The sequence below is a fragment of the Paenibacillus sp. 276b genome, from assembly GCF_900107875.1.
GTDB classification, from domain to species: Bacteria; Bacillota; Bacilli; order Paenibacillales; family Paenibacillaceae; genus Paenibacillus; species Paenibacillus marchantiae.
In genome coordinates this window covers 117,767-142,584 of record NZ_FNRR01000010.1, presented here as the reverse complement: position 1 = coordinate 142,584, position 24,818 = coordinate 117,767, and the positions used below count along the sequence as shown (strand labels likewise).

Genomic DNA, 24,818 nt, shown 5'->3' with positions numbered 1-24,818 from the left:
AATTTAATGAGCACATGTATAATTGAATGAGCACAAGTGTTCTCATTCAGCCAAGAAATAGGAACGGAAGTGACAGCATGGTAAATACTAAATTAGAAAAGATAATTTGTGAATTGAGAGATCTACATATAGATGAGCTAGAAATGAAGCAATTAGCGTCTGATCTTGAGTCAGTCTTCCTCGGAGAAGATAATTTTGGCGGCTCTCTTGAGTTTTTTTTGAACCTCAGGGTCAGTGAGGTCTAATTTCAAATCATTTTCCAAGTGCTCAAAAAACTCGATTTTTTTTGCGATATCACCATCAAAAAACTCAGCACCTTCATTTGCAGGTTCGAGTTTTTTTTCTCTGTTCTTTTCATATAAACCAAGTCCTATTGTTGAGAGAGGTTTACCTGTTCTTTTAGAGATTACGGCTTTTCTAATTAAGTCATTCACCAAACCATTCTCTTCAGTAGAGAAACTGCTATCATAAAAAACTTTCCTATAATTATCGAGAAAATCTTTTTCGATTTCTTCATTAAGCTTCTGTCTCTCTTCCTTCAACAGATCTAACCTTTTATCGAAATCTACATTTTCAGAGATTATTTTATCTATGTCCTTATATCCTCGTATCTCATTAATTGAAGTGACATTAATTAAATCTAAATACTCCATTTTAGTTTGTCTTAAAATTTCGGTAATAGTTTTTTCTGGATCTTTTTCAAACGCTGCTATATCAAACTCAATATTATGTTTCTTTGCTTCTTTTGAAACTGCAGAGTTCATTTCATCTATGAAATCCTTTGCTACCCCTTCACTCTTTAAGAACTGATAAGCTATATACAAAGATGAAAATAAACTTTTGTACTTTTCTATTTTAAGTAATTCATTATGACTTGATATATCGGATACTGTTACATATCCAAGCTTAGAGAGAAAGTCTAAGTAAGGATTCCCCTCCAAATGTCTAGCAAGGCTTATTAAAGTTTCAGGTGTCGCTTTCTGAACCCCAGATTCAATCCTTGCTATAGTTCCATTACTTATTCCACTTTTTTGAGCTAGTTGCCTTTGGCTACTAAACCCACTTTTTTCTCTTAACTCAGCAAAATATAATCCGAATTCTTGTAAATCCATTCGATCAACTCCCCCTTACTTCTATTTTATCAAAGTGTGGCGTATGCGAAACAAAATTAGTGTGTATAGCAATACAAATTTAGTGTTGCGTGTAGTACACGACGCGTGTTATTATAATTTGTGTAGAGTACGAAACAGAAGAGAGGTGCTAATAAATGAATTTTGGCGAACGATTACGATCCCTTCGTGAAAAGGCTGGCTACGATAGTCAACGCTCACTATCTGTTGCTTCCGGTGTCAGCAATGCGACAATTGCAAGGATTGAAAATGGAGACCAATTTCCTACCCCAGCAACTTTGAAGAAGTTAGCGACTCCTCTAAACAGAACATATGAGGAAATGATGAGAACCGCTGGATATTTAGATCATGAGACAGCTGCAGTGGCTAATCAGAAAGGAATTATCTGATGAAAACCAAAACGCAGCCTATCACAAACAAGGTCGTTATTGATACTGGTGTATTTGATCGCGAACTACTCGAAAGAGCTTGCCGCGAAATTAAGGCTAATAAAGAAAAACTCAACTCGAAGAAAACAGTTAAGAGGTGAGCGACGATGAGGTTCCATTGGATCAAGTCAACATCCAGAGCATGTTTCATCGCTGGAGTAGTGACAAGGGTCAACACCGGCAAGATGACAATGGATCAAGCCATCGATTACACGTTGTCACTCGAACGCCAGTGCAAAAATCCACATCTTATTCCTAAGCGAGAGCTTCAGTCATTGAAATGTGACTGCGAGGCTGAGCTCAAGAGAATAAGAAAATCCGCCGGAGCTGTACCGGCAGCCGGCGGACGATGAAGGGATCAGGGGAAGACCTTACAACACAATATTACATCAGTCCTCTGTCCAAGTTCATCAGACTAAAACGGACAAAGGAGACCAAATAAATTATGGCAATTGGACATTTTCCGCAAGCGTTAGATGAAGTTATGAAACGTACTGGTGACACTCTGGCAAAGGCTGGGCAAGCAGTGCACATGGATGGATCTCAGATAGGTAAAGTGCTTAAAGGCACACGCAATCCATCGAAAGAGCTTATGCGGAATGCGGCTGAACATTACGATGATGGCCAGTTATACATTGCTGCAGCTGGGGAAGTCACAGGCGGTGCATTTGCTCCCTGGCTGGACAATGTGGATCTACATAGGGCATCAGTTTTGTTTAAAACGGTCGAGGAAATGAAGGAAGTCCTAGCGTTGAGTTCAGAAGCACCAATCAGCAAAACAGCCGATCAGCTTACTGAATCCGAACGTCAAGTAATGAAGCGGTTGTTGATGGAGACGGTTGAAGCCATAACTGCATTGACGCACTTCGCAGCGATATTGTGCAAGGAATATTCCTTCAGTTGGCTTGCGACTTGGAAAGAGCACAGGGCCGACCTGAAGGCCAAAAAATACATGAAATGAGGAACAGTAATGGAAAACATCGTACAGCAACGCATTGATGAACTCACATCTATGAAGGAACGATTGTCAGTGACTCAAGCAGAGGATGGGCAATGGAATTGGTTTTTGGATAAAGAAATTCATGAATTAACTTGTGGGGAAATAGAAAATGCCCGCCTGGCACGGCGGACACTCGGTAAGAGAACATGGTTAAAGTCTCTTCTGCTGCTCATTTTATCGTCTCCCGAGTCAAAGCGCAAGGGGGAATCGGTATGAAAGATATATTGTACATCCAAATCATTGTTAATTACGTTGAATCCGCTAAAGCCTTCAGAGAGAACACAGCTGCTGTTTCATCTTATGAAGGCTCACCATTGGAACCAGAGTTTGAAGCACTTTGGCAGGCGAGGGACGATATTTTCAATCGCTGGCACAACGCTGCTGAAACCTTGCGTAAGTTGCCGCCAGAATACATGGCGCAGGCTGTGGCGGAGATTGAGAAGATTTAACGATACAAGTTATGGACAGGCCATTGTCGGCCTTGTCTCACTGCTTGCGGGACGGGTTTCATAACCAACTCCCGTTCCGTTGGCGGTGAGATGCGGCTGACGCATCAATACATAAGAAGGGAGGATAACCCGTGCAAATCATTCATCGGCTGACAGTAGTCAGCAATCCCACTCGTGTTTTTGAAGTTGGTACCGAAATTGAAGGCCGCGAGGTCATTGAAATCAAGCAAGTGGGAGAAGAATTTCCCGATCGCGTTCATTCTGAGTTTTATGTTCTGGACGAGAACGGCCAACTGATCACAAGCGTTGAGAATGCTCCAGTTATCGTCGATTGGAAGACAATCGCAGAAGACGGACCTGTTCCAGAAAACAAAAAATGACCGCGGGCTAAGGCGGTCATCCTGATCTTTCAAAACTAAATATGGATACACGGCCATCTTACCATGGGTGACCGTGTCAAACAAGGAGGACATTATGCCAACCACTGCTTTTACTGTCAATTTAACCGCTCAATCCATTGATGCTGCTGTTAAACCAGCGATGCATTACACGCCTGCAATTCTTACCGTTAAGGGCTCATTCGGTTCTGTTGAACTGATGGCCGATGACGATCAACTTGCGGCTGTAGCGGATGCAATCAGCCAGCACTTCAAATCAAAGGAGAAGAGCGCATGAGACAAATTACTTTGACTTCCCTGACTCTTCGCAATTTTAAAGGGTTACGGGATTTTGTATTGGAAGCCGACGGTCGCAGTGTTTCTGCTTACGGCGACAACGCCACTGGTAAGACAACGTTGTTTGATGGGTTTGTATGGACGCTGTTCGGTAAAGACAGCCAAAATCGGACGGACTTTGAAATCAAAGGTCTGGATGAAGCCGGGAAAGTTGCTGAACACGGCCTACAACATGAGGTTGAAGCAGTCCTGATGGTTGATCGTCGCCGTCGTTCCTTCAAAAAAGTGTTCGCCGAGAAATGGACGCGTAAGCGTGGGCAAGCAACGGGGGAGTTTAACGGACACTCGACAGATTATTACATCGATGGCGTACCAGTTAAGCAAGGGCAGTACAAAGCCGAAGTCGATGGGCTGATCAGTGAGGACATTTTCAAACTGCTGACAAGTCCTTCTTACTTTAACGAGATTCTTAAACCGGATGCCCGCCGTAAAGTGCTCCTGGATGTGTGTGGCGGAATGACAGATGCCGAAATCATTGCAGGCAACAAGCAATTGGCACCGCTGGCAGACATCCTGGGAGGTCGAAGCCTAGAGGATCACCGCAAGGTAATCGCAGCTCGTCGATCAGAGATCAATAAGGAACTGGAGAAGATCCCGGTTCGCATCGATGAAGCTCGCCGGAGCATGCCTGATGTATCCGATCTGGACGCTGAACTGCTTCAGGAGGACATCGAAACGATGCGCGGCAGAGTGGATACCAAGACAGCCGAACTTCAACGGATTCAATCCGGTGGGGAGTTGTCGGCCAAGGAGATCCGCTTGCGTGAGATCAACGCGGAGTTGACTGAAATTAAGCAAGTGATTCAGGCAGATGGCTTGCAGGCAGTTGCTGGCCAACGTGGATGGGTCATGCAACTAAAAGGCGAATCTAGTGAGCTACAATCCCGGTTGAACGCGGGACAACGCGAGGCAGAGCGCTATAAAGGACAGATCACTCGTGCTGATAGCCAGATTACAAGGCTGCGGGCAGAATGGACGTCACTTGACAGTCTCCAGTATCCGGTGCATGAACACGAACATGATGCAAACTGCCCTACATGCGGACAAGCACTTCCGGATGATCAAGTACAGTCGGCAAAGGACAAAGCACTGGAAGCATTTAATCTGGACAAGTCCAAACGCCTTGAAGCAATTAGTGCTGATGGCAAACTGGCTGCAGCAGAGAAAAATGAACTGGAAAAGACATTGAAAACACTTGAAGGCGTGTTGACCAATCTGCAGGAGGAAATTGCATCGAAGGCCGCAGAAATCACGGCAGCTGAAGCAACCCTGCAAAGCTTGCAAATCAACATTGCTGATCCGGCTGACAATACCAAATATCAATCCATAGAGCGGGAAGCTGAAAAAGTTCGTGCTGAAATTGAGCAGCTGCGTTCTTCTGCTGCTGATGCTATGGGCAAAGCACAAGCTGAAATCCGAATCCTTCGCGGTCAGGTGGACGACTTGGAAGCGGACAAAGCGAAGCTGGCGACAGTAGCGGCTACAGAACAACGAATTGCTGAACTGGCTGAACAAGAACGTAAGCTTGCAGCGGAGTTTGAAAAGCTGGAACACGAGCTGTTCCTTACGGAAGAATTTACCCGGACGAAAGTCAGCATCCTTGAATCCAAGATCAACAGCAAATTCAAATATGCCCGGTTCAGACTCTTTGAAGAACAGATCAACGGCGGCCTGAAGGACGTTTGCAAGACGCTTTATAACGGCGTTCCGTATGAGGGCGGTTTGAATAACGCTGCACGGATCAATGTCGGCTTGGACATCATCAACACGCTTGGACAGCATTACGGTTTCACGGCCCCGATCTTCGTGGATAACGCTGAGGCAGTAACGCAACTGATTGAAACGGATGCCCAAATGATTCGTTTGGTTGTTCCACCAACGTTCCGTAGTTTGCCAAAAGAGACACAAAAAGAGCTGGCTAAGCTACATGGCAGTTATGAAGATGCTGAAGCTGCTTGGAGAGATAGAAACAAGAAGCTCCGTTTGGAGCATAACGACATCCAGGAGGCGATTTAATTGAGTACAGAAAAACAACAAGCTCCCCAAGCAGGGGAACAAGCCATTGCTAAAACGGAACCTACACAATCAGAACGGTTCATGACGAAAGTCATTTCCGAGTTTGGTTCAAGCGTTGGCGAAGTTGCACTTACCAACTTCCAGAAGCGTCTTGCTCAGAATTACTTCATTGCTTTGGATGGAGTCTTGAAGACTGCAGAAGAAAAGCGCCTGAAAAAATCTGACCAGTATCGTGATCCTGTTCCTATGACTTGGGCGAACGTGAACATGGATAAGTTGTCACGTGATGTAGTTGCTTATGCTCGTATTGGTTTTGATCCAGCGCAGCCGAACCATATCAGCCTGATTCCTTTTAAAAACAACAATACAGGTAAATACGATATCGGCTTCATCGAAGGGTACCGGGGCCTTGAACTTAAATCAGTGAAATACGGTCTAGACGTTCCGGACCATGTAACTGTTGAACTGGTTTACTCCAATGATTACTTTTCACCTATTAAGAAAGATGCAAATCACCCGCATGAAAGTTACGAGTTTGAAATTAAAAATCCATTTGATCGTGGCACTATTCTTGGGGGATTTTATTTTCACTCATTCATAAAAACTCCTGAGAAAAACAAGTTGGTCATGATGACGCTCAAGGAGATTGAGAAGAGAAAACCAGAAAAAGCTAGTGCCGAGTTCTGGGGAGGCGAGAAAGACAAATGGGAGAAAGGTAAAAAGGTAGGTACGGAAACGGTGGAAGGCTGGCATGACAAAATGGCTTGGAAAACCGTATATCGCGCTGCTCATAACGATATCACCATAGACAGTCAGAAGATCGATGACGATTATCTGCGCCTGAAACAGATAGAGAGCGACTTGTCAGATGCTGAGGTTTCAGAAGAGATAAGAGCGAATGCGAATCGTGACGTAATTGATGTTACCCCGCCACACCTGGACGATGTTCCTAACGATGATCAACCTTCGGGTGATGAACAACGTGAAATGACTTTCGGTGATGAAGATACTTCCGGTGGAACCGGACCGGGATTCTGATGATAGAGATTACTTCCCTTGGCTCCAGTAGCGCGGGTAATGCCTACCGAATCACGGATGGCCACACGCCACTGCTTCTGGATGCAGGGCTGCGCTATAAGGACATTCAGCGTGGTCTTGCCTTCCGTGTGTCGGAGCTGGCCGGATGCCTTGTGAGTCATGATCATGGCGACCATAGCATCGCTATCAAGGATCTGATCAAGGCAGGCGTGGACATATACACCAGTTCCGGTACCGCAGATGCTTTGCGTCTCGACAGTCACCGTGTGCGGCGTGTATCGGCACTTGAGCCGTTCACCATTGGTACCTGGTCAATTCTACCCTTTGATGTTCAGCATGACGCAGCGGAGCCCTTGGGGTTCCTCTTGGCTAATACGGCGGGGGGCAAGCTTCTGTTTGCAACAGACACGTATTACATCAAGCATCGGTTCACGGGTCTAACCCACATCATGGTGGAATGCAATTATTCAATCAATATACTTAATCAAAATATTGCCGCTGGCCGTGTGCCGGCGGTTCTCAAAAATCGTTTGCTCCGCTCTCACTTCTCGCTCGAGAACGTGAAGGAATTCATTAGAGCGAATGACATGCGTCGTGTGCAAGAGATTCATTTGCTTCACTTGTCAGACAACAACAGCGACGAAGCGCTTTTCAAACGAGAGATAGCAGCACTGACAGGCAAGTTGGTATATGTAGCGGGTAGGTGATCGATATGAATGATTTGTCAGGCAAGCCGCTCCTGAAGAGCATGATGGGTCAGCGGATCTGGCAACTGTTTGATACAGACAAAGCAGCGTTTCAACGGGAAACATTAGCTTACTTTGAACGTGGTTACCCGGATTGGGAGGTCAAGCGGGTCAAATATCCGCACGTATTCTTGCAACACAGAAAGGGGCAATGAGTATGGCAAGCGTTAAGCAAATATCCGTAGGGATCTCATTCACAAAAAATTTGGGGAATTTCCAAAGCCTCAAGGTGGATGCAAGTATAAACATGGAACTTCAGCCGGGAGATAATCCAGAAGCTGTCTATGAAAATGCTTGGGCTACTGTTCAAGATCAGATTCGTAAGGGATTGGGGAAGGGGCAACCAAAGTGAGCAATCAACAACAGTTAAGCTTGAATGTATTTGAAGGCATGGAAAAGTTGCTTGATGAAGCGACTACTGCAGGGCCAGGTGCAACAGTTGATTATTTTAGGGCTGCAGCATATGCCCTTGGTGCTCAAATGGCTGTGGTTGGTGAACGTGATAAGATGCCTGATTTCCTTAACATTGTTGTCTCTGAGTTGAGTACGGGGGTTGAAGTTGGGATGCTCACCACACATGGAGTTGAATGTAAACTCGGTGCCGAAATCAATTCAATAATTAGATCATAGCACTAACGAGGGGATGAACGGCATGCCAGAAGGCAGTTACCCGTTTCCGATCTACTCCGGCATCTTGGAGCCAGAACACTACAAACGAATAGGCAACGCGATATGGCTTTTCCTCTGGTGCATCAGTTCAACTACGAAGGAGATTGAGGAAGAGGAAACTGTCTGGGGCGTTGTCCTCGGCGGTAAGCCAATGAAGCTGTCTGAGATAGCCGGGTATTTCGAAGTCAATGACAAAACCGTCAGTAGATGGCTGGATGCACTTGAACAACATCAGTACATCAATGTGACCAGGGCACCAAGAGGATTGATCCTGAAGGTTCGAAATTCCAAAAAGAGATCAGACAGAAATGTCCGATCAGTCGAAAGTGAACGGACAAAAGTGTCCGATCATGAAGTCAGTGATAAGACAAATATGTCCGATCACAATCACGGTGATCGGACAATATTGTCTGATCAGTCGCCTAGTGATAAGACAGAAATGTCCGATCACACGGCAAATTTGGGTAGTGATCAGACAAAACTGTCCGATCTAAAAGATAGTACTACTATTACTATTACTACTACAACTACTACTAGTGAAGATTCATGGGATGACATATTAAATCCTGTTCCATCCGGAGACGGTGGAGTGATTGAAATATTGGATGCTTATTGCAAGATGAACAACAAACTTGATATTCATGTTTCTCAAAACGAACGTGTAGCCATGGGTAAGATGGTCGCCGGAGGTACGCCTAACCCTTTTACCATCCAAACTATGGCAAGCCTGCTTCAGGCAAAACGTCAACGTGAGGGAGAAAGTTTTACAATGCCTAAGAGCTTTTTGTATTACGTCGAGGGCATTGAACAAGCTTGGAAAATTCATCAAGCAAAGGACCAACAGCCATTTAAACCTGTTTTAGTTCCAAACACACAAGCGGCAGCGGCCACTCAGCCGCGCAGGTTAAACCGTCAACAGCAAAAGAGAGAGAATCTAAAGCAGAGACTGAGAGAGGAGGAAGCCCGTGGAAAGAGCTGATGTCCTTAGGTTATTCGTTTTGATAACCGATGAATATCCGAATTTTGATGACAGTGACGAGAACGTGGATCGCCATCTCAAGGCGCTGAAAGATTTCCCTTTTGAAACGGCTGTACAAAACGTTGAACGGCACATCGAGACAAACAGTTTTTACCCCAAGATCTCTGAGATACGAGGTTTTGCTGTTGATCAGGCTACGAGAGAACGTGAGCTGGAAGCAACCAGAGCGTACTTGGATCAACGAGAAGCTAACCGGGCAAAGGCAACACTGCCCCCCGCAGGATGGAAGGATGGTTTACTTGCAAAACTTCGTACTACCAGGGATTGATCTGCCACAAAACATTGGGACCGAACAAGCTATATTGGGTGCGGCACTCATTGATGTTGAAATGGCTGAAGAAATCGCCACTAAACTTGATTCAGATGAGTTCTTCAGCGCAAAGCATCGCTTGATTTTCCAATCACTCGTGGAACTGGCAGAGAATCAGGAACCTGTTGATTTGGTAACAGTGGTCGGGAGACTCAAAGATAAGGGTGATCTAGATGATATTGGCGGTGTAACTTATCTTTCCGAGCTGGCAAGTTCAGTTCCGAAAGCTTCCAATGTGGAACATTACAACCAATACATCCATCAATTAAAAGACACGGCGATTCGTCGGGATTTCATCCGGACGAGCCTGCTGCAGATTCAACAAGCTGCGGCAGGCACTGAGGTTCCAAAACTTTTGGCTAGTGCCCATCAAACTAATGCGAAATTAGCAGACAGAGCGGCGCCTGAACAAGACTTTAAGCCGATTCAAACAGTGTTGGTGGATTTCGTTGAAACGACAGAAACGAAGGCAACCAACTTGAAAAATGGCATTGTCACGGGCTTACAGACAGGTTTCGCTGATCTTGACGGCATCACAGGCGGTTTACAAAAGACGGATCTCATTATCGTTGCAGCGCGTCCTTCGGTCGGGAAGACTGCTTTTGCGCTCAACCTTGCACAGAACGTGGCGATTAAGACGGATGAGACTGTAGCGATTTTCAGTTTGGAGATGTCAGCGGGTCAGTTAGTGCAGCGGATGGTCAGTGCAGAAGGCAACTTGAATGCCAGTGTGATGAAGAGCGGGGATTTGATGGATCAAGACTGGACAACCCTCGCAGATGCGGTTGGCACATTGGGCGCAACTAATATTTTCATTGATGATTCGCCAGGCATAACGGTTCAAGACATTTGTTCCAAATGCCGCAGGCTCAAAAAGGAAAAGGGCCTTGGGCTGATCGTCATCGATTACCTGCAGCTGATTGAGGTGACCGGACGTTCTAAAGCTGGCGAGAACCGGCAGCAGGAAGTTTCCCTTATTTCTCGGACATTGAAACAATTAGCCAAAGAAATGGATGCTCCCATTGTTGCTTTATCCCAGCTCAGCCGTGCAGTCGAACAACGCCAGGACAAACGGCCAATGATGAGTGATCTTCGTGAATCTGGTTCGATTGAGCAAGATGCCGACATCGTATCGTTCTTGTACCGGGACGACTACTACAACCAGGAGTCAGAGAAGAAGAACATCATCGAGATCATCATCGGTAAACAACGTAATGGTCCCGTGGGTACCGTCGAACTTGTCTTCCTGAAACAGTTCAATAAATTCGTCAATTACCAACGCACTCATAACGATTCATTCGGACCAAAACCCCCACAACAGCCCCAAAACATTGAACAACGCCAATGGGCGTAAGGAGGAACGGACATGAAACAGGGTAAACGGCTTACCAAGAAACAAAAGATCGATCTGCTCAAGGCCAGACCAGGCGTAACGTTGGAAAACTGGTTGTCTGAAAGGGAAACGTCTGAAGGTGTTGTACTGCTGAACAAGCATTCGGGGAAACGCTGGTTGTTGGACAAGATCGATGGCATGTTGCGGCCGTACAAGGTGCGTACTTGATGGGCAGTCCTTATACCAGATGGTCCGTGTCAGAGTACATGAGACATCGATTCATGAACACGGGACAAGTTCCTGACAGGGACGAGCTGCAGGCGGAATTTGCGGGGATTGATCAAACTGAGCTCCACGAAGGGATCGCTGAGTTTGATGCAATTGTCGGAACTGGAGGTGCAGCATGCGAAAGCTGATTGATCCGCACCATCAGACACATTTGAGTTACGTTGTTCGCGGGGACGATGGTCGTAAGCTGGCCGAGGTGTTTGTCATTAAGCGGGACATGTTGCCTGCAAGGCAGCGGCGTAAGGAAAGGAATCGTGCCATACGATGAAGATTATGGGCATTGATCACGGGACCAATTATGCGGGGTGGGCAACTATGACGAAGGGCAAACCAATCGATTTCGGTTTAAAGGACTATTCCAAAATACCGATGCCCAAGGTCTTGAACGCCATTTATCAGGACAACTACGACATGATTCGATCTCACAAACCTGATGTCGTCATTTTGGAACGACCCGTACATTTCAAAAATGCGAATAGCGTAATCGCTTTGGTTGGTGCGTATTCCATGGTTACATTGGCTGCACTCCACAATCGCGTTCGAATTGCTGAGATACGTCCTTCGGAACTGAAGATGTTCACAGGCAAAGGAAATGCAGATAAAGAAACGGTTGCGGTTGAGATGCAAATGCTATTCGACCTTGATTTAGATAAGATCGCAATTCCTGTGTACTACAAGAGAGACGACCGTAAAGGAAAATACAAAGCTGGTGACTTGAAAGAACGCTTGTACGATCAGTCCGATGCTTTAGCCCTTTGTTGGGCATATGACCAAAAATATATCAAAGGAGTTGCATAATCATGACAATTGAATTCGCGAAATTTACAGCAGAGGTAGCAAAGGGTATCAAAATTGGTTCTGAAGTTGAGGTGAAATTGCTTATCCCATTGAAATCGGCTGTTCCATTCCTGGAATTCTTGAGCAACAGCCAAGGGCAAGACGTTATGGTCCATCTGGGAGATCCGCAAGCCGCATTTGATTTCGATGACGAAGAACGTGATGATATGTACCGCAAATGGAATGGCCATCGCGTAACCACTGATCAATCTGGTGTGGTTACTAAGATTGAAAAGCCAGGAGATGAACCCGAGCAGGACGATAACCAAGCTCAGTTGTTTGGTTCAGATGGAGAACCGATTCAGCCGCAGGAGCCGACCGGAGACGGCCAAGAATCGGAGAATGAGAACGAACAACCAACTGTTTCACCGACAGATGGTGAAGATCCTGGTACCGATCCTGGTACCGATCCAAATGATCCATACGGTGATAACGATAACGACGATATCCCTGATTGGATGAAAGGGGTGGATGATCGCCCCGGATCGAAGGAAATGGACTTCTCTTCCGAAGAATCGCAAGGCGATGAGCAGCCAGCAGATGAACAGCAGGAAGTGAAGCAAGATCCGCCTGCAGGTGACAAAGATAGTGCACCTGCTGAGATCGGTAAGGAAGAACTTGAGATGTTCATTCTCAATCAACGGCCAATCTTTGATGATATCAAGTTCGCTGATGGTCCTGCTGATTTCCCTGCACTCCTTCAGCAACGGAAGGTAGAGGGCAAGACATGGTTGGAGATCTCAAAAGAAATGAACATTCCAAGTTCACAGATCAGCTCCAAGTTCAACGCCTACAAAAAGAGAGTAGCCAAGATGATGCAGGATGGCGTAGCAGTCTAAGCATCATTCATATAGCAGCATCCCCCGGTCGAACGTTCGCCGGGGTGACCTACTGCATGCATCAAACGGAACGTATGATCGTAGAAAGGAGCCTTTTAATGAAGATCGACAGCTATCCGATACCCGTCACGTGCTCTTACTGCAGCAGTGACGTTATCTATACCAGCAACGCAGCGATTTACGGTAAAGAGTATGGTAACGGCCGGGTGTACAAATGCACATGCTGTGACGCTTATGTGGGTGTTCACACTGGAACGGATATCCCCTTGGGTCGGCTGGCCAACCGGGAGTTGCGGCAGCTCAAGAAGAAATGTCATTCATTATTCGATCCTGCTTGGAAAGGCAAGAAGGTTAAACGCCGCCAGGCATACAGCATATTGGCCACAAGGTTAGGTATACCCGTAAACGAATGCCATTTTGGTTGGTTCGACAAGGATTTGCTGATTAAGGCTATTGATGTCCTGCAGGAACCTGACTGGTACAAGGGGGAGACAGCTTGATGGCCATCTCACCAAAGGTAATTCAATTGATCGATCAGAAGCTTGCACCGTTAATTCGAACCGGCTGCCGCATCGATCAGATCAAAATGGTATGTGCTGCAGGTACGGAACTGGTGAAACAAGGATCAGTTGAAACGGGTTTTGGTAAGTTGCGGGTAGAGCCGAGTAATTTTGTGCCGCAGGGTAAGTCATATCTGATCGAAGATCGGTACCGAGGATTCACATGGGTACGAAGTTCAAAAGACAAGAAGGCGGAGGGTGAACAGTCATGAGTATTAAACGAGATGTGAACGGATATAAGGTTTTCGACTTGCCGGACGGAGGGCAGTTGTTGTGGTCGGAAGAAGATCGGGTTTTGTTCAGCAGGCCAGCAGATTACTGCACACCGTTAACTATGGATTCCGATGATGAATTCGACGAATTGTTAAAGGCCGCTGAGTTTGCAATCTATGAAAGGAATCAAGCAATTCAAGAACTTCGGGATTACAAAGCGAAACGCGGTGAGAATATCGGTGAAATGTTGGATGCTCGTGCTGAAGCTGATCAGCTCCTTAAGGAGCTTGAAGAAGCTCGAAATGTAATTGGATGGTATGCGGATGCATCGAACTACGTAAATACTAAGCTTTGGCCCAGTGACCCTGCTTGCACTGCGGAAAGTGAAGTTTCAGAAGATGAAGGCAAACGAGCAAGGGCCTATCTGGGACAGGAAGGGGAAAAGGCATGACGACATCGGCAACATTGGACAAGCCACTCAGCCGACGTCAAAAGGACGTTTACGATTATGTACGGATGTTCATTGAAGACAACGGGTACAGTCCCACGATTCGCGAAATTGCGGATGGAATTATGTTGTCATCTGCTTCAACGGTTCATTCACATGTGAATTCACTTATTCGGAAAGGGTATCTAACGCAATCTTCTGGCGGCGTTCGCACCCTGGCATTGACCAAGAAGGGCAAACGGCCAAAGGTTGTAACTCAAGCGGGTATCATGAGATGGATTCAAGATCAAGGCATTGAGGAAACACATGATGCGTCTGTATATAACTTGCTGGCTGATCTACAGGAAGGCATTCAGTCGGGGAGGATTTGCTGATGATCGATTATCGGGATGTAAAAAAAGAAACGTGGACCAAGGAGAGGATTGAACAGCATTTGAAAGCAATTGGCGCTGAGCATCCACCTAAACGGCCTGACAAGCTGCAAAAGGCGGTTACTGCTCCACAACAGCACAATGGCAACAGTAGGTACTACAAACGCGGGGGTGAGTGGTAATTGGAACGGGATTTTAGGGCGTTGCTTTTGGAGTACGGATATCCGCTAGACCTGGTAAACGGCTGGTCCGTTGAAGAATGTGAAGCGGAGTGGGACGAGTTCTGCAACGAAGTTATTCCAGTATAATAAATATCCCCCGCGAGCTTGGCGGCCAGGCGGGGGATGTAGTGGATGTTATTTCCTCATTCCTCTTATTAGTATATCACAGGATAAAGGGGAATGAGGGGAATGGCGATGGCATGGGGACAAGGGGAACTCTTTGCAAAAGCATCTAAACAGGAAATCCAGCGGACAAAGTTCCTGCTCGATAAATATACAGATATGGTCTCCTTGATGAGAGACTTTGAGCAATTTGAGCTGGATATGCAACAAGTAGGCATCGATGGCGAAGCAGCTCGCCGCATCGATCAGACAGATTTGCATGCTGACAAAACGGCAAACGCTACGATTCTTATAGAGAAACAACGCTGGGTGTACAAAAGATATGACTTCTATACACACCAGTTGGAAAGGGCGCAACGTCTAATTAAAGACGAAGAAGCCCGTAAGGCAGTCGACTACAGATACATCCAAGGCTACTCACGCAAGGAAACGATACTCTTCTTCAGGCGTTCCCTCAGTGATAGTAGCATCAAGCGGAAGATCGATGAGGGTATTGAGAGCGTTGGCAATACATTGAAGCTTATCGGATTCTTTGAGCAAGATGATGCAAATTTCTAACTCTAAAAATAAAGAAGCTAAAATCCAACTGGATTTTAGCTTCCATATAAGAAGGTCAAATAGGACTCTGACCTTTAATTTTTAATTCCCACCCATAATTGAAAACCTTATTATTATTAGACTGATTTATAAAACTCGTTTGAACTTTGAGACCTACTTGAGATGCCAATCCATCTTCAAGAACTTCTACCCAACTTGAAGGAGGGGTTACTAAATATGTTTTACCAAAATCTACAAGTGTAAAATTTCGGGAACAATCATATTTTTGATTCTTTGCCTTGGTGTCGATTCCTGGACCAATTTGAATTACTTGACATGAATTTGTACCTGTGGGTTTAGCATTATTGGTGCTCCAATTGGTGCCTTTATCATACCGATAGTAAACTTTATCCAAGCCGTTGTATATGAATCGATTTTTAGTTGTTGCATGATAGTACAGTGTGATTGTTAAATTAACTGTATTTTCGCTATTTTTGTTAGTGCCTGTCCAATGAAATTGGTCAGCATTCACTACCATATCGGTCTTGAATTGAGTAACTACTTCGCCTGTTTCAATATTTTGTAAATCTCTGTAGATATATGTCTCATTCTTTATAATTTCATAATCTACTTCTTCTGTAGAGTTGGTAGATTGAGATGTACTAAAAGTATTAGTATTAGTATTAGTTTCATAATCAGGGTTGAAGCTACGTCCCTCTACTTGCATATCAACTTTATTACTTTCGTCAGCGGTATCATATTCCTTAATTACTTTGAAGCCTTCCGGAACGGTTGATTCATTAGGAAATACTTCTCCGTTTGGTGAAGCGGCTGCAACGGAGACGGAGCCAAATAACATCGTTGTTGCTAATAATGTACTAAATAACTTCTTTACTTTCCTCATCTTATCTCTCCTAAATTTTGGATTTTTATTTCATTTCTTAATTAACCTAAGTCCCAGTTATTGAATCAAAATTCACATTTTAGGTTATAATTAGGTAGGAGGGAAATAACATGAGAAAAATATTATCGTTATTTATTTGTTTGACTTTTCTTTTGATTATTTTAGGCGCATGTGGAAATGGTGATATTAAACATATTAAAAGTGAACACTGGGATGTCGCATTCCAGAGATCAACAGGATCATTTGGCATCACATATATTGGGGATGAGACACAAATAAATGATCTGGTATATGGTGTGACTGGTACGAATATCGACCAAGAGGGTAAGGCTTATGGCACAAAGGAAACACCATTTAAGATTTCTGGATTGGTGACCGATTCTGATAAAACCAAAGATCCAATCATATTTAAAATTGATTGGAATGGTAAAAGTGAGAGTGTAACTTTCGAATAAACTGAATTGTCAAACGAGCCTTAAATTCTTTAAGGCTCGTTTGACTTTAGTACAACATTATATTTTCAGAATTTTGAACCTATAATGACCCAATAATGGTTTTTCTTGAGACCATTTTGAACCCCACATGACCAATTTTCCATGATACATTAGGAGCATAGAAAAAGGCGCGAATGAAACGCACGGCTGCACAATGCGGCACATGACCGGGGCGTTCCTCTTCTCGCCTTTTCTGTTATTAACTGAACAGGTTGAAAAGCTCAACAATCAGTGATACCAGATCTACTGCTAATGAAATGAGTGTTACCATAAGATAGAATAATTTCATGAAATACACGCTCCTTTCTATAAGTCTTTGAAAACAATTTTGTTTTCATATTATTGTTATAGAAAAGCGCCAGAGATTTATTCCATTTCGGTGTCGAATATCGTGTCTTATATCGAATTAGTGAGTATCTTCTCGTAAATGTCAGATGGAATAGTGAATTTCGGCAAGAATCAAATTTGAAGAGCTTGACCCCCGTTTTGCTTAATCAGTAAAATGGTCTTGTTCTTCCTCTCTAGTAACTTAGAACGTATGCATTTAAAGCAAAGAGCGCAGCGTTTTTGCGGCGACCGTGTCGGGCGCATGCTTTTAGGACGTAACACCAACATCATACATAACACATTAAAGTCGTTCCTTCACTGGATCGGCTTTTTTTATTGGAGGAATTGAAGTGATCAGCAGAAGACGTAAGAGGATACGCATTCGCCCCAACAAGCAGCCGGAGAAATGCAAAGGTTGTGTATGGGGAAGATGGGATGGAGTGAAGCAGTTCTGTAGTAGACCTGTCTGTCCCAAAGAGGAAAAACCTTCCTGATTGTCGAATTGTGATGTCGAGGAGGTGACAACATGAGCAAAGTAAAATATATCTTCACTTACATTAATGGTGAAAAAGAAGAGTTCGAAACAGACTACGACTATAAAAAAGATGCTCGTGAAAGTCTTCGGATGTTAAACATGAACAAACAAGAATGGCTGGAATATGGTGATAATTTTATACATGTTCCAAATATTTTGAAAATTGAAGTAGTAGGCGACAAAGAAAAGATGGAGCTGAAGCTCAATTTGACCCCACCAAAGTAATTTAACTAAGCACCCATCGTGGTGCTTTTTCTTTTGCCTTCATATGACAGAATGTGAGCCATTCTAAGCTTGTTTATATGAGAACGTCCGTTTGCAGGGATCAGTCTATTGAAGAGCGGAGAACAGCGTCTGAGTGAGCGTACGCATGGATATGATGGTCACCCAAACGTTGAAACCAACTCAACACAAATCAGGTGGATCTCGTTGATTCAATTCCTTCATCTCCTTTACTTAAAATGGTGTGTTGATTACTTCTTGAGGATTGCGATAACGAAGATAGCGAGGAACAGAACTGCTGTTGTCATGTGTTTGCCTCCTTCCGTTGTGGGCTCACAATAAGAATCGTTCTATGTATAAGTATTGTTGCTAAAATAAATGGAGGTAGAAATCATGAACATCAGAATCGTGTCAATCGATCAGATTAATGCAGCAGCCTACAACCCCCGGGTTGACCTTCAGCCAGGAGATCCAAAATACGAAAAGCTTCGCCGTAGCATTGAGGAATTCGGTTATGTGGAGCCGATTGTCTGGAACGAACGTACGGGAAACATGGTCGGTGGCCATCAACGTTATAAAATCATGGTCAACGAGCTGGGGCACACTGAACTGCAGGTTTCCGCGGTGGATCTGGACGATCAGCAGGAACGGCTCCTGAATATTGCTTTGAATAAGGTATCAGGGGGATGGGATGAAGATGCCTTATCGCAGCTACTTGTTGAGTTGCAACAGGAAGGCGTGGATATTTCCTTATCCGGGTTCGACGATGTGGACCTGAAGCAAATGCTTGGTGAAATTGAGATCCCGAATTTCGAAGCAGGTACTTCCGAGGATCAAGGTGATTTGGGGGTATTGAGTTCAAAGCTGGTGACTTGTCCGCATTGCGGGGAGGACTTTGAACATGATTGATCTGAGAGTCGATTGGGCGACACATGAAGCAGCGAAGTTTGCTTGCGAGAACTTCCACTATAGCCGCAGCTTGCCCGCAGGGAAGTCGGTGAAGGTGGGAGCGTGGGAAAATGGCCAGTTTATCGGGGTTGTTATATTCAGCCGTGGGGCGACTCAGAATATCGGTTCTCCTTACGGCCTGACGCAACGCGAATGTTGTGAACTGACCCGGGTTGCATTGACCAAGCATCAATCATTTGTATCGGAGATCCTTGCCAAAGCGATCCGGTTTTTGAAGGAGCAATCCCCCAATGTGGAGTTGATCGTCAGTTATGCGGACGTTGAGCAAAAGCATCACGGCGGGATCTATCAGGCAACGAACTGGATCTACGAGGGAAAGACGGACGGGGAGCATTATTTCATCATTAAAGGGAAGAAGACACATCCCAAATCGATTCACAGCAAGTACGGTACCGGCAGTCAACGCATCGATTGGATCAGGAACAACCTGGATGCCAATGCCGAATTGTATCGGACAGAGGGTAAGCACAAGTACCTGATGCCGCTGAACAAGAAGATGCGGCGTAAGATCCTGCCTTTGCACAAACCGTACCCAAAATAAAAGGGAAGACGCGGTAACGTCTCCCCATTCTCCCAGGGTATCCCCCGGCTGAGATAGCGGCCCGCCGCGCGCGGCATTTATCGACACCGCCGCTATCTCGCATTCCATCATAACGGAAAGTCGGGGATTCCACATGAGAACACAAGATGAAATTTTGTTGCAGCATGAACTCGAAGTGGCAGAAGGTATCCTTGAAAGCAAGGAACAATATCGCAAAATCGTTAAAGCAGCCATTGCCCAGTGGGTTCGTGATCTGCAGGCTGGACATATAAAAATGCAGACCGTTCAGGACTTGGAACGGCTTATCGAATTGGATATCAAGCTTCAGCAGGATGACTTATGATGTTGTAAATAATCACCGAGATAAGTTCCTGACAATCAGTACAACGGAAGCTCACCAACTTATCTTCTGGTTTTTGCTCAAAGAAACGAACAGACTCGGTTACAAGACTCCTTTCCTTTAGACAGTGAATACACATGTTTCTGATCATCTTAACATCTCCTTTTTGTTGGTATATATATAAATGTCCGATCTACACGCAAATTCTATTATGGAAAATAAAATTATTTTTATTGTTGGGGGTGGTGATGAATGTAGATGGCCAGAGAGAGAAGTCCCGAGCGGGACAAGGCTAAACTGATGTGGCTGGAGAGCGGCGGAACGATGAAGCTTAAAGACATCGCCGCCGCTCTTTCTGTTCCTGAGTCCAGGGTCCGCAAATGGAAGTCCATGGATCGTTGGGAAGACGAATTGAATGGGAGCGCTGAGGGATCTCTCAAAGGGAACGCTCCAAATGGAACGAATGGGAGCGTTCCGAAATCAAGGGGAGCGCCCAAAGGCAACAAGAACGCAGCTGGTAATCGAGGCGGTGCTCCACCAGGGAATAAAAATGCCGTGGGGAACAGCGGTGGCCCCGGTGGTCCATACCGAAATAAGAAGGCGTTGAAGACGGGTATGTATGAAACGATCTTCCTGGATGCGTTAGAGCCTGATGAACAGGATATGTTCAATCAGATTGACACTGACCCCCTTGCTCAGCTCAATGAACAGTTAATCATGCTGTCGTTGCAAGAACGCAGGCACATGAAGCGGGTCAAGCTGCTTGAAGCCGGTCTGACTGACGAAGAACGTAAGACCAAGCAGGAGCTCATGCAACGGAAGGACAAAGTACCTGTTACAAGTCCCAAGACGGGGAAGGAAATAACGGTACCTCTGCTTACCGAAGGTATGAAAGTCACGGAGATCACGACCGTTGTCACGTCCAAGCTGGACAAAATCCTTAAACAAGAGGAAGCCTTGGTCAAAACGAGGGACAAGAAATTGCGGGTTATTAATCTGATTGCCAGCTTGCAACAAGAGGAAGAAAAATTGAGAATCGCCCGTGAACGTCTTGAGCTGGACAAATACAAGGCGTTGGGTCATGGGGATGAGAGTGGGGGCGGAAGTGATGTAGACGATGACGATGACGATGGGGATGATTTAGATTGGTAATCGCATTAGCAAAGGAACACCGTCGTCGAATCAAGCGTAAGCTGCAACAACGACCGGACAAGCTGGCTGAATTAAAGGCGATCCTGCTTGATTTCGAACAGTTCTGTTACCGGATGCTCAAGATCAAGGACAAGTCCGGTGCTATGGTACGGTTGATCCTCAATGATGCCCAGCGGCGTTATGCTGCAAAGGTATTTGAGGATCTGGAAGCAGGGAAGCCCGTTCGGATCATCATTCTGAAAGCTCGGCAAATGGGCTTTTCAACGGTGACTGAGGCATTGATCTACTATTTCACGTCACTGCAGGAAGCAAAGAATGCCTTTATCGTTGCTCAGTCTTCAGATGCTTCCAGTAACTTGTTTGATATGTTCCAGTTGTATTATGAGCGAGTACCGTCGGTCATACAGCCGATGAATCGCAAGAACAACGCCAAGAAGCTGACCTTTGAGAATCCCGCGATCAGGACGGCAGACCGTCGTTTAAATCCGGGGCTTAAATCGAAGATCACCGTTCAGACAGCCGAAAGCCGAGTTCTTGCCCGTTCCGATACGATTCATTATCTTCATGCGTCGGAGGTTGCCTTCTGGCCAGCCAAGAAGAAGAAGCGTCACTTGTTGTCGCTCTTGGCCGCATTGTCGAAGGAGCCGGGGAGTATTGGGATTATCGAATCGACTGCAAACGGCATGGAAGAGTTTAAACAAATATGGGATGCAGCCGTGAAGGGCGAGAATGATTTTTCTCCGCTCTTTTTTGCATGGTTCGAAATGCCTGACTATCGCAAACCCGTTCCTCCTGGTTTTGAACTGACTGAAGAAGAGTTGGAGCTGAAAGCGAAATACAGGCTGGATGATGAGCAATTGCAATGGCGACGCTACACCATCCGAAACGACTGTGGTGGCGATTCACGGCAATTCGAACAGGAGTATCCTTCTGAACCTGATGAAGGGTTCCTATTATCTGGTGAAAGCATCTTTGATAACAAATTCATTAAGCGCCTGAAGGAAGCAATTAAACTGAAAGGTGCTATTCATGAAATTGATTTTGTTAAAGAACAGGTTATCCCGGCTCATGCGGGGGAACTGGTCATCTATCACCTTCCAGAGCAAGGGAAGCAATATATTTTATCTGCAGATACAGCAAAGGGTACCGAAGATGGCGACTATGACGCTGCTTATGTGATTGATGCGCGTACAGGCGAAATGTGCGCCGCTCTGCATGGCAAGTGGGACACAGACTTGTACGGGAAGAAGCTGAACACGCTGGGTTTGTATTACAACACGGCACTGCTGGCAGTGGAAAACAACAACACTGGGGAATCTGTTCTCAATACGTTGTTCAACACATGTCATTACCCGCTGCTGTTCCTACACAAGAAGGGCAAGCTTGGATGGGAAACCAATAAGGCAACCCGTCCGGTGATGATCAGTGATTTCAAAGAAGCTATTCGGGATGAGCTTTATGACATTTACTGTCCTGATCTGTTCGGTGAGTGTATGACGTTCATCGACAATAAAGGCAAAGCAGAAGCCGATAGCGGCTGTCACGATGACCGAATCATGGCGTATTCCATTGCCCTACAGGTGAGACAAGTAGCTGACAAATGGTTTGAGTGGTTCAAGAAAAAACAACAGCAACAGGAGGAATCGAAGCATGAAGAACACAATGGGGGAGCGGGGTGGATTTAATTGAGTGAAGGCAATGCATCATGGGTTCCATTTGCGAAAGAGGAAGGTAAGCACATTCCATCCAGTGCCCAACTTCCCGATGCATTCGACAGCTTATACGATCATCACGGGCTGTTACCATTTGAATCAGGTAACGATCCTACATCCTGCAGGCTGCTTGTCAAAAACAGCAACATCATTCCTCAGTGTATTGAGGCATACAAGCGCAACATTGCTGGCCACGGCATTGCGCTGGAATATTTGCCAGGTGAGAGTGATGAAACGGCCAAGGAAGAATGGAACCGTGCAGAACGCTTTTTGGAGACATGCAATCTTGAAGACAATCCTGAAGAGATCATTGGCCAACTTATTGAGGATTTGGAAAGCACGGGGATGGCCAACATGGAAGTTGCTTGGCCTGCAGGTAGCGAGTTTCCGACGATCTTCCGTATGGACCCGAAGTACGTCCGTTATACCAAGGAAAGTAATCCAGCGACTATCAAACGCAAACGGCGGATCAGTTCCACCAAGACGGTTGAGGAATTCACTCAACAGATTTACGCACGTCGTTATGCAATGAAGCGGGGAACTTCGGTTGTATGGTTCCGTTTGTTTGGTACCGATGGTACCGAGAATCAGGTCATTCCGTTGAAGGTTGGCAATGACGGTGCCTACGGTGAACCCCGCTGGTTTGGGAACGCGCCTGGTGTGGTCGGCTCCCGTGAAGCTGAGGAATTGAACGTATCCTATTTCTCAAATGGTCGGATGCTTTCTATGATCCTGACTGTGACGAATGGGCGACTCACTCAGCAATCCATGGAACTATTGAGCAAAGTAAAAGGATCTCAATCTCAAGGCGGTATTCTCTACCTTGAAGCCAAAGGGCAAGAGACAGGCGGCCCCATGGATGAGAAGGTTGAGAAGGTATCCATCAAGATGGACAAGCTGAATGACTTACTGCAGCAGGATGCCCTCTTCCTGGATTACGGGAAGGAAAAGAAGGCTGATATATTGTCATCCTTCCGATTGCCGCCAATCCTAGTTGGTCAGAGCTCAGACTATAACCGGGCTACGGCTCAGGCAGCATTGCAGTTTGCAGAAGAACAGGTATTTGAGCCTTACCGTAAATGGATCATGAATGAGATATTCAACAAGCGATTGTTCCCGGCCATGGGAATCTTCCGAGTTAAGGCGGTGCTTCGGGCACCAAGCATCATTGATCCAGCAGATCGTAAAGCTATGTTGGATTTTATCGCTGACCGCGGCATTATGTTGGTCCGTGACCTTATCCCAATTGCTGAGGACGTTTTGGGTACGACGATCGATGAAAGCAAGTTCAGCCCGGAATACCTTGATACGCCGATTGCACAATTGGCAGGAAGCCAGCCGGCTATTCTTGATCCGGAAGGACAAAGCGACGTTGATGATCTGCAGGAGCGTGTTTCGATCATCGCCAAGCGTTTACTACGGAAAGGTTCAGCTGAGGTGGGCGCTCATGTGTGAAGCTTGTTGGGAGCTGATCGTTAAAGCAGATGACGATGAGTTTCTGGATAGTCTGGAATTATCCTATGTGGAACGCAAGTTGCTTGAAGAGTTGTACAAGCAGGGTGAGGACCGGATCATAGAGATCTTGGAACTACAAGGTCAAGCACTCCAGGAAGCGATAGCTGAACTGAGCGAGGAAGCCCTCGGGAATATCGGTGAGTTGGGGAAGGTTCTTCTTGCTTTGCACACTTCTGATGTCTTTGCTGATCTGTTTGAACAGGCAGTGCAAGAAGCCTTTGAGCCGCTATTCGATCTGGCCGGGGAATCTGAGCTGTTGGAGCTGGATGAGGAAAAGGTTTGGAGTACGGGGAATAAGGCGGCCAAGAAATTCGTCAAGGAGATCCGCAGCCTGGTACCCGATATGAACCAGTCTTCAACGGATACACTCTTGCGCAGCTTCAAAAAGGCGATTGAGGAAGGCAAGACACCTTCAGAACGTGCTTTGCTGGTCCAAGAGATCAGCGTTCTTGCCGCTACGGGTGAAGATGGACCGTTCAGCATGGTACGAGCGCAACGGGTATCACGAACGATGAGCACGGCAGCGGCCAATGGTGGCAAGTTGGAAGGCTGGAAGCAATCCGAGATTGCCAAGGGTAAGAAATGGCGTTCTGCTGCCGGCACGAGGACACGAAAGACTCACCGCAAGGCAAGTGGCCAAGTGGTTGAGCTGGACAAGCCGTTTAAGGTCGGCAAAAGCAAGCTGATGTATCCGGGTGATCCTTCAGGCGAAGCAAAGGAAATCATACACTGCCGTTGCACTATGCAACTGGTACTTGATTAGTGAGGTGAACTGAAT

40 protein-coding genes are annotated in these 24,818 nt (G+C 45.8%); 38 read left to right on the top strand and 2 right to left on the bottom strand.

What is annotated here, in order from left to right:
* Positions 1-170: 170 nt before the first annotated feature.
* On the bottom strand, positions 171-1,112 hold the full coding sequence (locus tag BLV50_RS29930) for a helix-turn-helix domain-containing protein (protein ID WP_090811653.1): 942 nt from the start codon (positions 1,110-1,112) through the stop codon (positions 171-173).
* Between the two features lie 155 nt (positions 1,113-1,267).
* Between BLV50_RS29930 and BLV50_RS29925 the strand changes: the two genes are divergently transcribed.
* The 29 genes from BLV50_RS29925 to BLV50_RS29800 all read left to right on the top strand — a co-directional run bounded on the left by BLV50_RS29925 (position 1,268) and on the right by BLV50_RS29800 (position 15,350).
* The gene (locus BLV50_RS29925) at positions 1,268-1,519 is read left to right on the top strand and encodes a helix-turn-helix domain-containing protein (RefSeq protein WP_090811651.1); all 252 of its coding nucleotides are present in this window, start codon (positions 1,268-1,270) and stop codon (positions 1,517-1,519) included.
* Entirely contained in the window at positions 1,519-1,659 is a 141-nt protein-coding gene (locus tag BLV50_RS33245) for a hypothetical protein (protein ID WP_218135455.1), read from the top strand. The genes BLV50_RS29925 and BLV50_RS33245 overlap by 1 nt, the downstream gene beginning before the upstream one ends.
* A gap of 84 nt (positions 1,660-1,743) precedes the next feature.
* Positions 1,744-1,911, top strand: a complete 168-nt coding sequence (locus BLV50_RS29920; protein WP_218135454.1) for a hypothetical protein — start codon at positions 1,744-1,746, stop codon at positions 1,909-1,911.
* Positions 1,912-2,003: 92 nt separating this feature from the next.
* Positions 2,004-2,519 (top strand): transcriptional regulator, encoded by a 516-nt coding sequence (locus BLV50_RS29915; protein WP_090811647.1) that lies wholly within the window; start codon positions 2,004-2,006, stop codon positions 2,517-2,519.
* Positions 2,520-2,528: 9 nt separating this feature from the next.
* On the top strand, positions 2,529-2,774 hold the full coding sequence (locus BLV50_RS29910; protein ID WP_090811645.1) for a hypothetical protein: 246 nt from the start codon (positions 2,529-2,531) through the stop codon (positions 2,772-2,774).
* Positions 2,771-3,007 carry a hypothetical protein gene (locus tag BLV50_RS29905; protein WP_090811643.1) on the top strand — a complete coding sequence of 79 codons (237 nt, stop codon included), beginning with the start codon at positions 2,771-2,773 and terminating at the stop codon, positions 3,005-3,007. Before BLV50_RS29910 ends, BLV50_RS29905 begins: the two co-directional genes overlap by 4 nt.
* A gap of 131 nt (positions 3,008-3,138) precedes the next feature.
* Positions 3,139-3,387, top strand: a complete 249-nt coding sequence (locus BLV50_RS29900; RefSeq protein WP_090811641.1) for a hypothetical protein — start codon at positions 3,139-3,141, stop codon at positions 3,385-3,387.
* 94 nt (positions 3,388-3,481) lie between these two features.
* Positions 3,482-3,682 carry a hypothetical protein gene (locus BLV50_RS29895; protein WP_090811635.1) on the top strand — a complete coding sequence of 67 codons (201 nt, stop codon included), beginning with the start codon at positions 3,482-3,484 and terminating at the stop codon, positions 3,680-3,682.
* Positions 3,679-5,757: an AAA family ATPase gene (locus BLV50_RS29890; RefSeq protein WP_090811633.1), complete on the top strand. Its 2,079-nt coding sequence runs from the start codon at positions 3,679-3,681 to the stop codon at positions 5,755-5,757. Before BLV50_RS29895 ends, BLV50_RS29890 begins: the two co-directional genes overlap by 4 nt.
* The gene (locus BLV50_RS29885) at positions 5,758-6,795 is read left to right on the top strand and encodes a recombinase family protein (protein WP_218135453.1); all 1,038 of its coding nucleotides are present in this window, start codon (positions 5,758-5,760) and stop codon (positions 6,793-6,795) included. It begins immediately after the preceding gene.
* A complete protein-coding gene (locus BLV50_RS29880; protein ID WP_090811631.1) occupies positions 6,795-7,502 on the top strand; it encodes an MBL fold metallo-hydrolase in 708 nt (235 codons plus the stop codon). Before BLV50_RS29885 ends, BLV50_RS29880 begins: the two co-directional genes overlap by 1 nt.
* Positions 7,503-7,507: 5 nt before the next feature.
* The gene (locus BLV50_RS29875) at positions 7,508-7,696 is read left to right on the top strand and encodes a hypothetical protein (RefSeq protein ID WP_090811629.1); all 189 of its coding nucleotides are present in this window, start codon (positions 7,508-7,510) and stop codon (positions 7,694-7,696) included.
* 2 nt (positions 7,697-7,698) lie between these two features.
* Positions 7,699-7,893 (top strand): hypothetical protein, encoded by a 195-nt coding sequence (locus BLV50_RS29870; protein ID WP_090811626.1) that lies wholly within the window; start codon positions 7,699-7,701, stop codon positions 7,891-7,893.
* Positions 7,890-8,171 carry a hypothetical protein gene (locus BLV50_RS29865; RefSeq protein WP_090811624.1) on the top strand — a complete coding sequence of 94 codons (282 nt, stop codon included), beginning with the start codon at positions 7,890-7,892 and terminating at the stop codon, positions 8,169-8,171. Before BLV50_RS29870 ends, BLV50_RS29865 begins: the two co-directional genes overlap by 4 nt.
* Positions 8,172-8,193: 22 nt before the next feature.
* A complete protein-coding gene (locus tag BLV50_RS29860) occupies positions 8,194-9,189 on the top strand; it encodes a MarR family transcriptional regulator (protein WP_090811622.1) in 996 nt (331 codons plus the stop codon).
* On the top strand, positions 9,176-9,517 hold the full coding sequence (locus BLV50_RS29855) for a hypothetical protein (RefSeq protein ID WP_090811620.1): 342 nt from the start codon (positions 9,176-9,178) through the stop codon (positions 9,515-9,517). The genes BLV50_RS29860 and BLV50_RS29855 overlap by 14 nt, the downstream gene beginning before the upstream one ends.
* Positions 9,480-10,913 carry a replicative DNA helicase gene (dnaB, locus tag BLV50_RS29850; protein WP_090811618.1) on the top strand — a complete coding sequence of 478 codons (1,434 nt, stop codon included), beginning with the start codon at positions 9,480-9,482 and terminating at the stop codon, positions 10,911-10,913. The genes BLV50_RS29855 and dnaB overlap by 38 nt, the downstream gene beginning before the upstream one ends.
* A 12-nt stretch (positions 10,914-10,925) precedes the next feature.
* Positions 10,926-11,120, top strand: a complete 195-nt coding sequence (locus BLV50_RS29845) for a DUF6906 family protein (protein ID WP_074092991.1) — start codon at positions 10,926-10,928, stop codon at positions 11,118-11,120.
* A gap of 53 nt (positions 11,121-11,173) precedes the next feature.
* Complete coding sequence (locus BLV50_RS33645; protein ID WP_256338082.1) at positions 11,174-11,308, top strand: hypothetical protein; 135 nt, start codon at positions 11,174-11,176, stop codon at positions 11,306-11,308.
* The gene (locus BLV50_RS33015; protein WP_177031301.1) at positions 11,296-11,448 is read left to right on the top strand and encodes a hypothetical protein; all 153 of its coding nucleotides are present in this window, start codon (positions 11,296-11,298) and stop codon (positions 11,446-11,448) included. Before BLV50_RS33645 ends, BLV50_RS33015 begins: the two co-directional genes overlap by 13 nt.
* Positions 11,445-11,978: a crossover junction endodeoxyribonuclease RuvC gene (locus BLV50_RS29835; protein WP_090811613.1), complete on the top strand. Its 534-nt coding sequence runs from the start codon at positions 11,445-11,447 to the stop codon at positions 11,976-11,978. Before BLV50_RS33015 ends, BLV50_RS29835 begins: the two co-directional genes overlap by 4 nt.
* Before the next feature lie 2 nt (positions 11,979-11,980).
* Positions 11,981-12,856 carry an ICP22 family protein gene (locus BLV50_RS33010; protein ID WP_177031300.1) on the top strand — a complete coding sequence of 292 codons (876 nt, stop codon included), beginning with the start codon at positions 11,981-11,983 and terminating at the stop codon, positions 12,854-12,856.
* 74 nt (positions 12,857-12,930) lie between these two features.
* Positions 12,931-13,356, top strand: coding sequence for a zinc-finger-containing protein (locus tag BLV50_RS29825; protein ID WP_218135452.1), 426 nt, complete (start codon positions 12,931-12,933; stop codon positions 13,354-13,356).
* Positions 13,356-13,628 (top strand): hypothetical protein, encoded by a 273-nt coding sequence (locus BLV50_RS29820; protein ID WP_090811609.1) that lies wholly within the window; start codon positions 13,356-13,358, stop codon positions 13,626-13,628. The genes BLV50_RS29825 and BLV50_RS29820 overlap by 1 nt, the downstream gene beginning before the upstream one ends.
* Positions 13,625-14,080, top strand: coding sequence for a hypothetical protein (locus BLV50_RS29815; RefSeq protein WP_090811607.1), 456 nt, complete (start codon positions 13,625-13,627; stop codon positions 14,078-14,080). The genes BLV50_RS29820 and BLV50_RS29815 overlap by 4 nt, the downstream gene beginning before the upstream one ends.
* Positions 14,077-14,451, top strand: coding sequence for a LexA family protein (locus BLV50_RS29810; RefSeq protein ID WP_090811605.1), 375 nt, complete (start codon positions 14,077-14,079; stop codon positions 14,449-14,451). The genes BLV50_RS29815 and BLV50_RS29810 overlap by 4 nt, the downstream gene beginning before the upstream one ends.
* Entirely contained in the window at positions 14,451-14,630 is a 180-nt protein-coding gene (locus BLV50_RS29805) for a hypothetical protein (protein ID WP_090811603.1), read from the top strand. The genes BLV50_RS29810 and BLV50_RS29805 overlap by 1 nt, the downstream gene beginning before the upstream one ends.
* The gene (locus BLV50_RS33640) at positions 14,631-14,756 is read left to right on the top strand and encodes a hypothetical protein (protein WP_256338081.1); all 126 of its coding nucleotides are present in this window, start codon (positions 14,631-14,633) and stop codon (positions 14,754-14,756) included. It begins immediately after the preceding gene.
* Between the two features lie 102 nt (positions 14,757-14,858).
* Positions 14,859-15,350 (top strand): hypothetical protein, encoded by a 492-nt coding sequence (locus tag BLV50_RS29800; RefSeq protein ID WP_090811601.1) that lies wholly within the window; start codon positions 14,859-14,861, stop codon positions 15,348-15,350.
* A 55-nt stretch (positions 15,351-15,405) separates the two neighbouring features.
* On the opposite strand, the gene BLV50_RS29795 is transcribed toward BLV50_RS29800, so the two are convergent.
* Positions 15,406-16,233, bottom strand: a complete 828-nt coding sequence (locus tag BLV50_RS29795) for a hypothetical protein (RefSeq protein WP_090811599.1) — start codon at positions 16,231-16,233, stop codon at positions 15,406-15,408.
* 110 nt (positions 16,234-16,343) lie between these two features.
* Here BLV50_RS29795 and BLV50_RS29790 point away from each other — a divergent pair, with 110 nt between their 5' ends.
* The 9 genes from BLV50_RS29790 to BLV50_RS29750 all read left to right on the top strand — a co-directional run bounded on the left by BLV50_RS29790 (position 16,344) and on the right by BLV50_RS29750 (position 24,803).
* Positions 16,344-16,688, top strand: coding sequence for a hypothetical protein (locus BLV50_RS29790; RefSeq protein ID WP_063564844.1), 345 nt, complete (start codon positions 16,344-16,346; stop codon positions 16,686-16,688).
* 892 nt (positions 16,689-17,580) lie between these two features.
* Positions 17,581-17,814, top strand: coding sequence for a hypothetical protein (locus tag BLV50_RS29785; protein ID WP_090811597.1), 234 nt, complete (start codon positions 17,581-17,583; stop codon positions 17,812-17,814).
* A 390-nt stretch (positions 17,815-18,204) separates the two neighbouring features.
* On the top strand, positions 18,205-18,720 hold the full coding sequence (locus BLV50_RS29780) for a ParB N-terminal domain-containing protein (RefSeq protein ID WP_090811595.1): 516 nt from the start codon (positions 18,205-18,207) through the stop codon (positions 18,718-18,720).
* On the top strand, positions 18,713-19,321 hold the full coding sequence (locus BLV50_RS29775; protein ID WP_090811593.1) for a Mom family adenine methylcarbamoylation protein: 609 nt from the start codon (positions 18,713-18,715) through the stop codon (positions 19,319-19,321). The genes BLV50_RS29780 and BLV50_RS29775 overlap by 8 nt, the downstream gene beginning before the upstream one ends.
* Before the next feature lie 133 nt (positions 19,322-19,454).
* On the top strand, positions 19,455-19,664 hold the full coding sequence (locus BLV50_RS29770) for a hypothetical protein (RefSeq protein WP_090811591.1): 210 nt from the start codon (positions 19,455-19,457) through the stop codon (positions 19,662-19,664).
* Positions 19,665-19,919: 255 nt separating this feature from the next.
* Positions 19,920-20,813 (top strand): phage terminase small subunit-related protein, encoded by an 894-nt coding sequence (locus tag BLV50_RS29765; RefSeq protein ID WP_090811589.1) that lies wholly within the window; start codon positions 19,920-19,922, stop codon positions 20,811-20,813.
* Positions 20,807-22,498 carry a terminase large subunit gene (locus BLV50_RS29760; RefSeq protein ID WP_090811587.1) on the top strand — a complete coding sequence of 564 codons (1,692 nt, stop codon included), beginning with the start codon at positions 20,807-20,809 and terminating at the stop codon, positions 22,496-22,498. Before BLV50_RS29765 ends, BLV50_RS29760 begins: the two co-directional genes overlap by 7 nt.
* Positions 22,499-23,980 (top strand): phage portal protein, encoded by a 1,482-nt coding sequence (locus BLV50_RS29755; RefSeq protein WP_090811585.1) that lies wholly within the window; start codon positions 22,499-22,501, stop codon positions 23,978-23,980. It abuts the gene before it with no gap.
* Positions 23,973-24,803: a phage minor head protein gene (locus BLV50_RS29750; protein ID WP_090811582.1), complete on the top strand. Its 831-nt coding sequence runs from the start codon at positions 23,973-23,975 to the stop codon at positions 24,801-24,803. The genes BLV50_RS29755 and BLV50_RS29750 overlap by 8 nt, the downstream gene beginning before the upstream one ends.
* The last annotated feature ends 15 nt before the right edge of the window (positions 24,804-24,818 follow it).

Excerpts from the sequence above, each read along its gene's own strand:
- BLV50_RS29930 (WP_090811653.1), bottom strand. The coding sequence starts at position 1,112 with ATGGATTTACAAGAATTCGGATTATATTTTGCTGAGTTAAGAGAAAAA.
- BLV50_RS29925 (WP_090811651.1), top strand. The coding sequence starts at position 1,268 with ATGAATTTTGGCGAACGATTACGATCCCTTCGTGAAAAGGCTGGCTAC.
- BLV50_RS33245 (WP_218135455.1), top strand. The coding sequence starts at position 1,519 with ATGAAAACCAAAACGCAGCCTATCACAAACAAGGTCGTTATTGATACT.
- BLV50_RS29920 (WP_218135454.1), top strand. The coding sequence starts at position 1,744 with ATGACAATGGATCAAGCCATCGATTACACGTTGTCACTCGAACGCCAG.
- BLV50_RS29915 (WP_090811647.1), top strand. The coding sequence starts at position 2,004 with ATGGCAATTGGACATTTTCCGCAAGCGTTAGATGAAGTTATGAAACGT.
- BLV50_RS29910 (WP_090811645.1), top strand. The coding sequence starts at position 2,529 with ATGGAAAACATCGTACAGCAACGCATTGATGAACTCACATCTATGAAG.
- BLV50_RS29905 (WP_090811643.1), top strand. The coding sequence starts at position 2,771 with ATGAAAGATATATTGTACATCCAAATCATTGTTAATTACGTTGAATCC.
- BLV50_RS29895 (WP_090811635.1), top strand. The coding sequence starts at position 3,482 with ATGCCAACCACTGCTTTTACTGTCAATTTAACCGCTCAATCCATTGAT.
- BLV50_RS29890 (WP_090811633.1), top strand. The coding sequence starts at position 3,679 with ATGAGACAAATTACTTTGACTTCCCTGACTCTTCGCAATTTTAAAGGG.
- BLV50_RS29880 (WP_090811631.1), top strand. The coding sequence starts at position 6,795 with ATGATAGAGATTACTTCCCTTGGCTCCAGTAGCGCGGGTAATGCCTAC.
- BLV50_RS29875 (WP_090811629.1), top strand. The coding sequence starts at position 7,508 with ATGAATGATTTGTCAGGCAAGCCGCTCCTGAAGAGCATGATGGGTCAG.
- BLV50_RS29870 (WP_090811626.1), top strand. The coding sequence starts at position 7,699 with ATGGCAAGCGTTAAGCAAATATCCGTAGGGATCTCATTCACAAAAAAT.
- BLV50_RS29860 (WP_090811622.1), top strand. The coding sequence starts at position 8,194 with ATGCCAGAAGGCAGTTACCCGTTTCCGATCTACTCCGGCATCTTGGAG.
- dnaB (WP_090811618.1), top strand. The coding sequence starts at position 9,480 with ATGGTTTACTTGCAAAACTTCGTACTACCAGGGATTGATCTGCCACAA.
- BLV50_RS29845 (WP_074092991.1), top strand. The coding sequence starts at position 10,926 with ATGAAACAGGGTAAACGGCTTACCAAGAAACAAAAGATCGATCTGCTC.
- BLV50_RS33645 (WP_256338082.1), top strand. The coding sequence starts at position 11,174 with ATGAACACGGGACAAGTTCCTGACAGGGACGAGCTGCAGGCGGAATTT.
- BLV50_RS33015 (WP_177031301.1), top strand. The coding sequence starts at position 11,296 with ATGCGAAAGCTGATTGATCCGCACCATCAGACACATTTGAGTTACGTT.
- BLV50_RS29835 (WP_090811613.1), top strand. The coding sequence starts at position 11,445 with ATGAAGATTATGGGCATTGATCACGGGACCAATTATGCGGGGTGGGCA.
- BLV50_RS33010 (WP_177031300.1), top strand. The coding sequence starts at position 11,981 with ATGACAATTGAATTCGCGAAATTTACAGCAGAGGTAGCAAAGGGTATC.
- BLV50_RS29825 (WP_218135452.1), top strand. The coding sequence starts at position 12,931 with ATGATCGTAGAAAGGAGCCTTTTAATGAAGATCGACAGCTATCCGATA.
- BLV50_RS29820 (WP_090811609.1), top strand. The coding sequence starts at position 13,356 with ATGGCCATCTCACCAAAGGTAATTCAATTGATCGATCAGAAGCTTGCA.
- BLV50_RS29815 (WP_090811607.1), top strand. The coding sequence starts at position 13,625 with ATGAGTATTAAACGAGATGTGAACGGATATAAGGTTTTCGACTTGCCG.
- BLV50_RS29810 (WP_090811605.1), top strand. The coding sequence starts at position 14,077 with ATGACGACATCGGCAACATTGGACAAGCCACTCAGCCGACGTCAAAAG.
- BLV50_RS29805 (WP_090811603.1), top strand. The coding sequence starts at position 14,451 with ATGATCGATTATCGGGATGTAAAAAAAGAAACGTGGACCAAGGAGAGG.
- BLV50_RS29800 (WP_090811601.1), top strand. The coding sequence starts at position 14,859 with ATGGCGATGGCATGGGGACAAGGGGAACTCTTTGCAAAAGCATCTAAA.
- BLV50_RS29795 (WP_090811599.1), bottom strand. The coding sequence starts at position 16,233 with ATGAGGAAAGTAAAGAAGTTATTTAGTACATTATTAGCAACAACGATG.
- BLV50_RS29790 (WP_063564844.1), top strand. The coding sequence starts at position 16,344 with ATGAGAAAAATATTATCGTTATTTATTTGTTTGACTTTTCTTTTGATT.
- BLV50_RS29785 (WP_090811597.1), top strand. The coding sequence starts at position 17,581 with ATGAGCAAAGTAAAATATATCTTCACTTACATTAATGGTGAAAAAGAA.
- BLV50_RS29780 (WP_090811595.1), top strand. The coding sequence starts at position 18,205 with ATGAACATCAGAATCGTGTCAATCGATCAGATTAATGCAGCAGCCTAC.
- BLV50_RS29775 (WP_090811593.1), top strand. The coding sequence starts at position 18,713 with ATGATTGATCTGAGAGTCGATTGGGCGACACATGAAGCAGCGAAGTTT.
- BLV50_RS29770 (WP_090811591.1), top strand. The coding sequence starts at position 19,455 with ATGAGAACACAAGATGAAATTTTGTTGCAGCATGAACTCGAAGTGGCA.
- BLV50_RS29765 (WP_090811589.1), top strand. The coding sequence starts at position 19,920 with ATGGCCAGAGAGAGAAGTCCCGAGCGGGACAAGGCTAAACTGATGTGG.
- BLV50_RS29750 (WP_090811582.1), top strand. The coding sequence starts at position 23,973 with ATGTGTGAAGCTTGTTGGGAGCTGATCGTTAAAGCAGATGACGATGAG.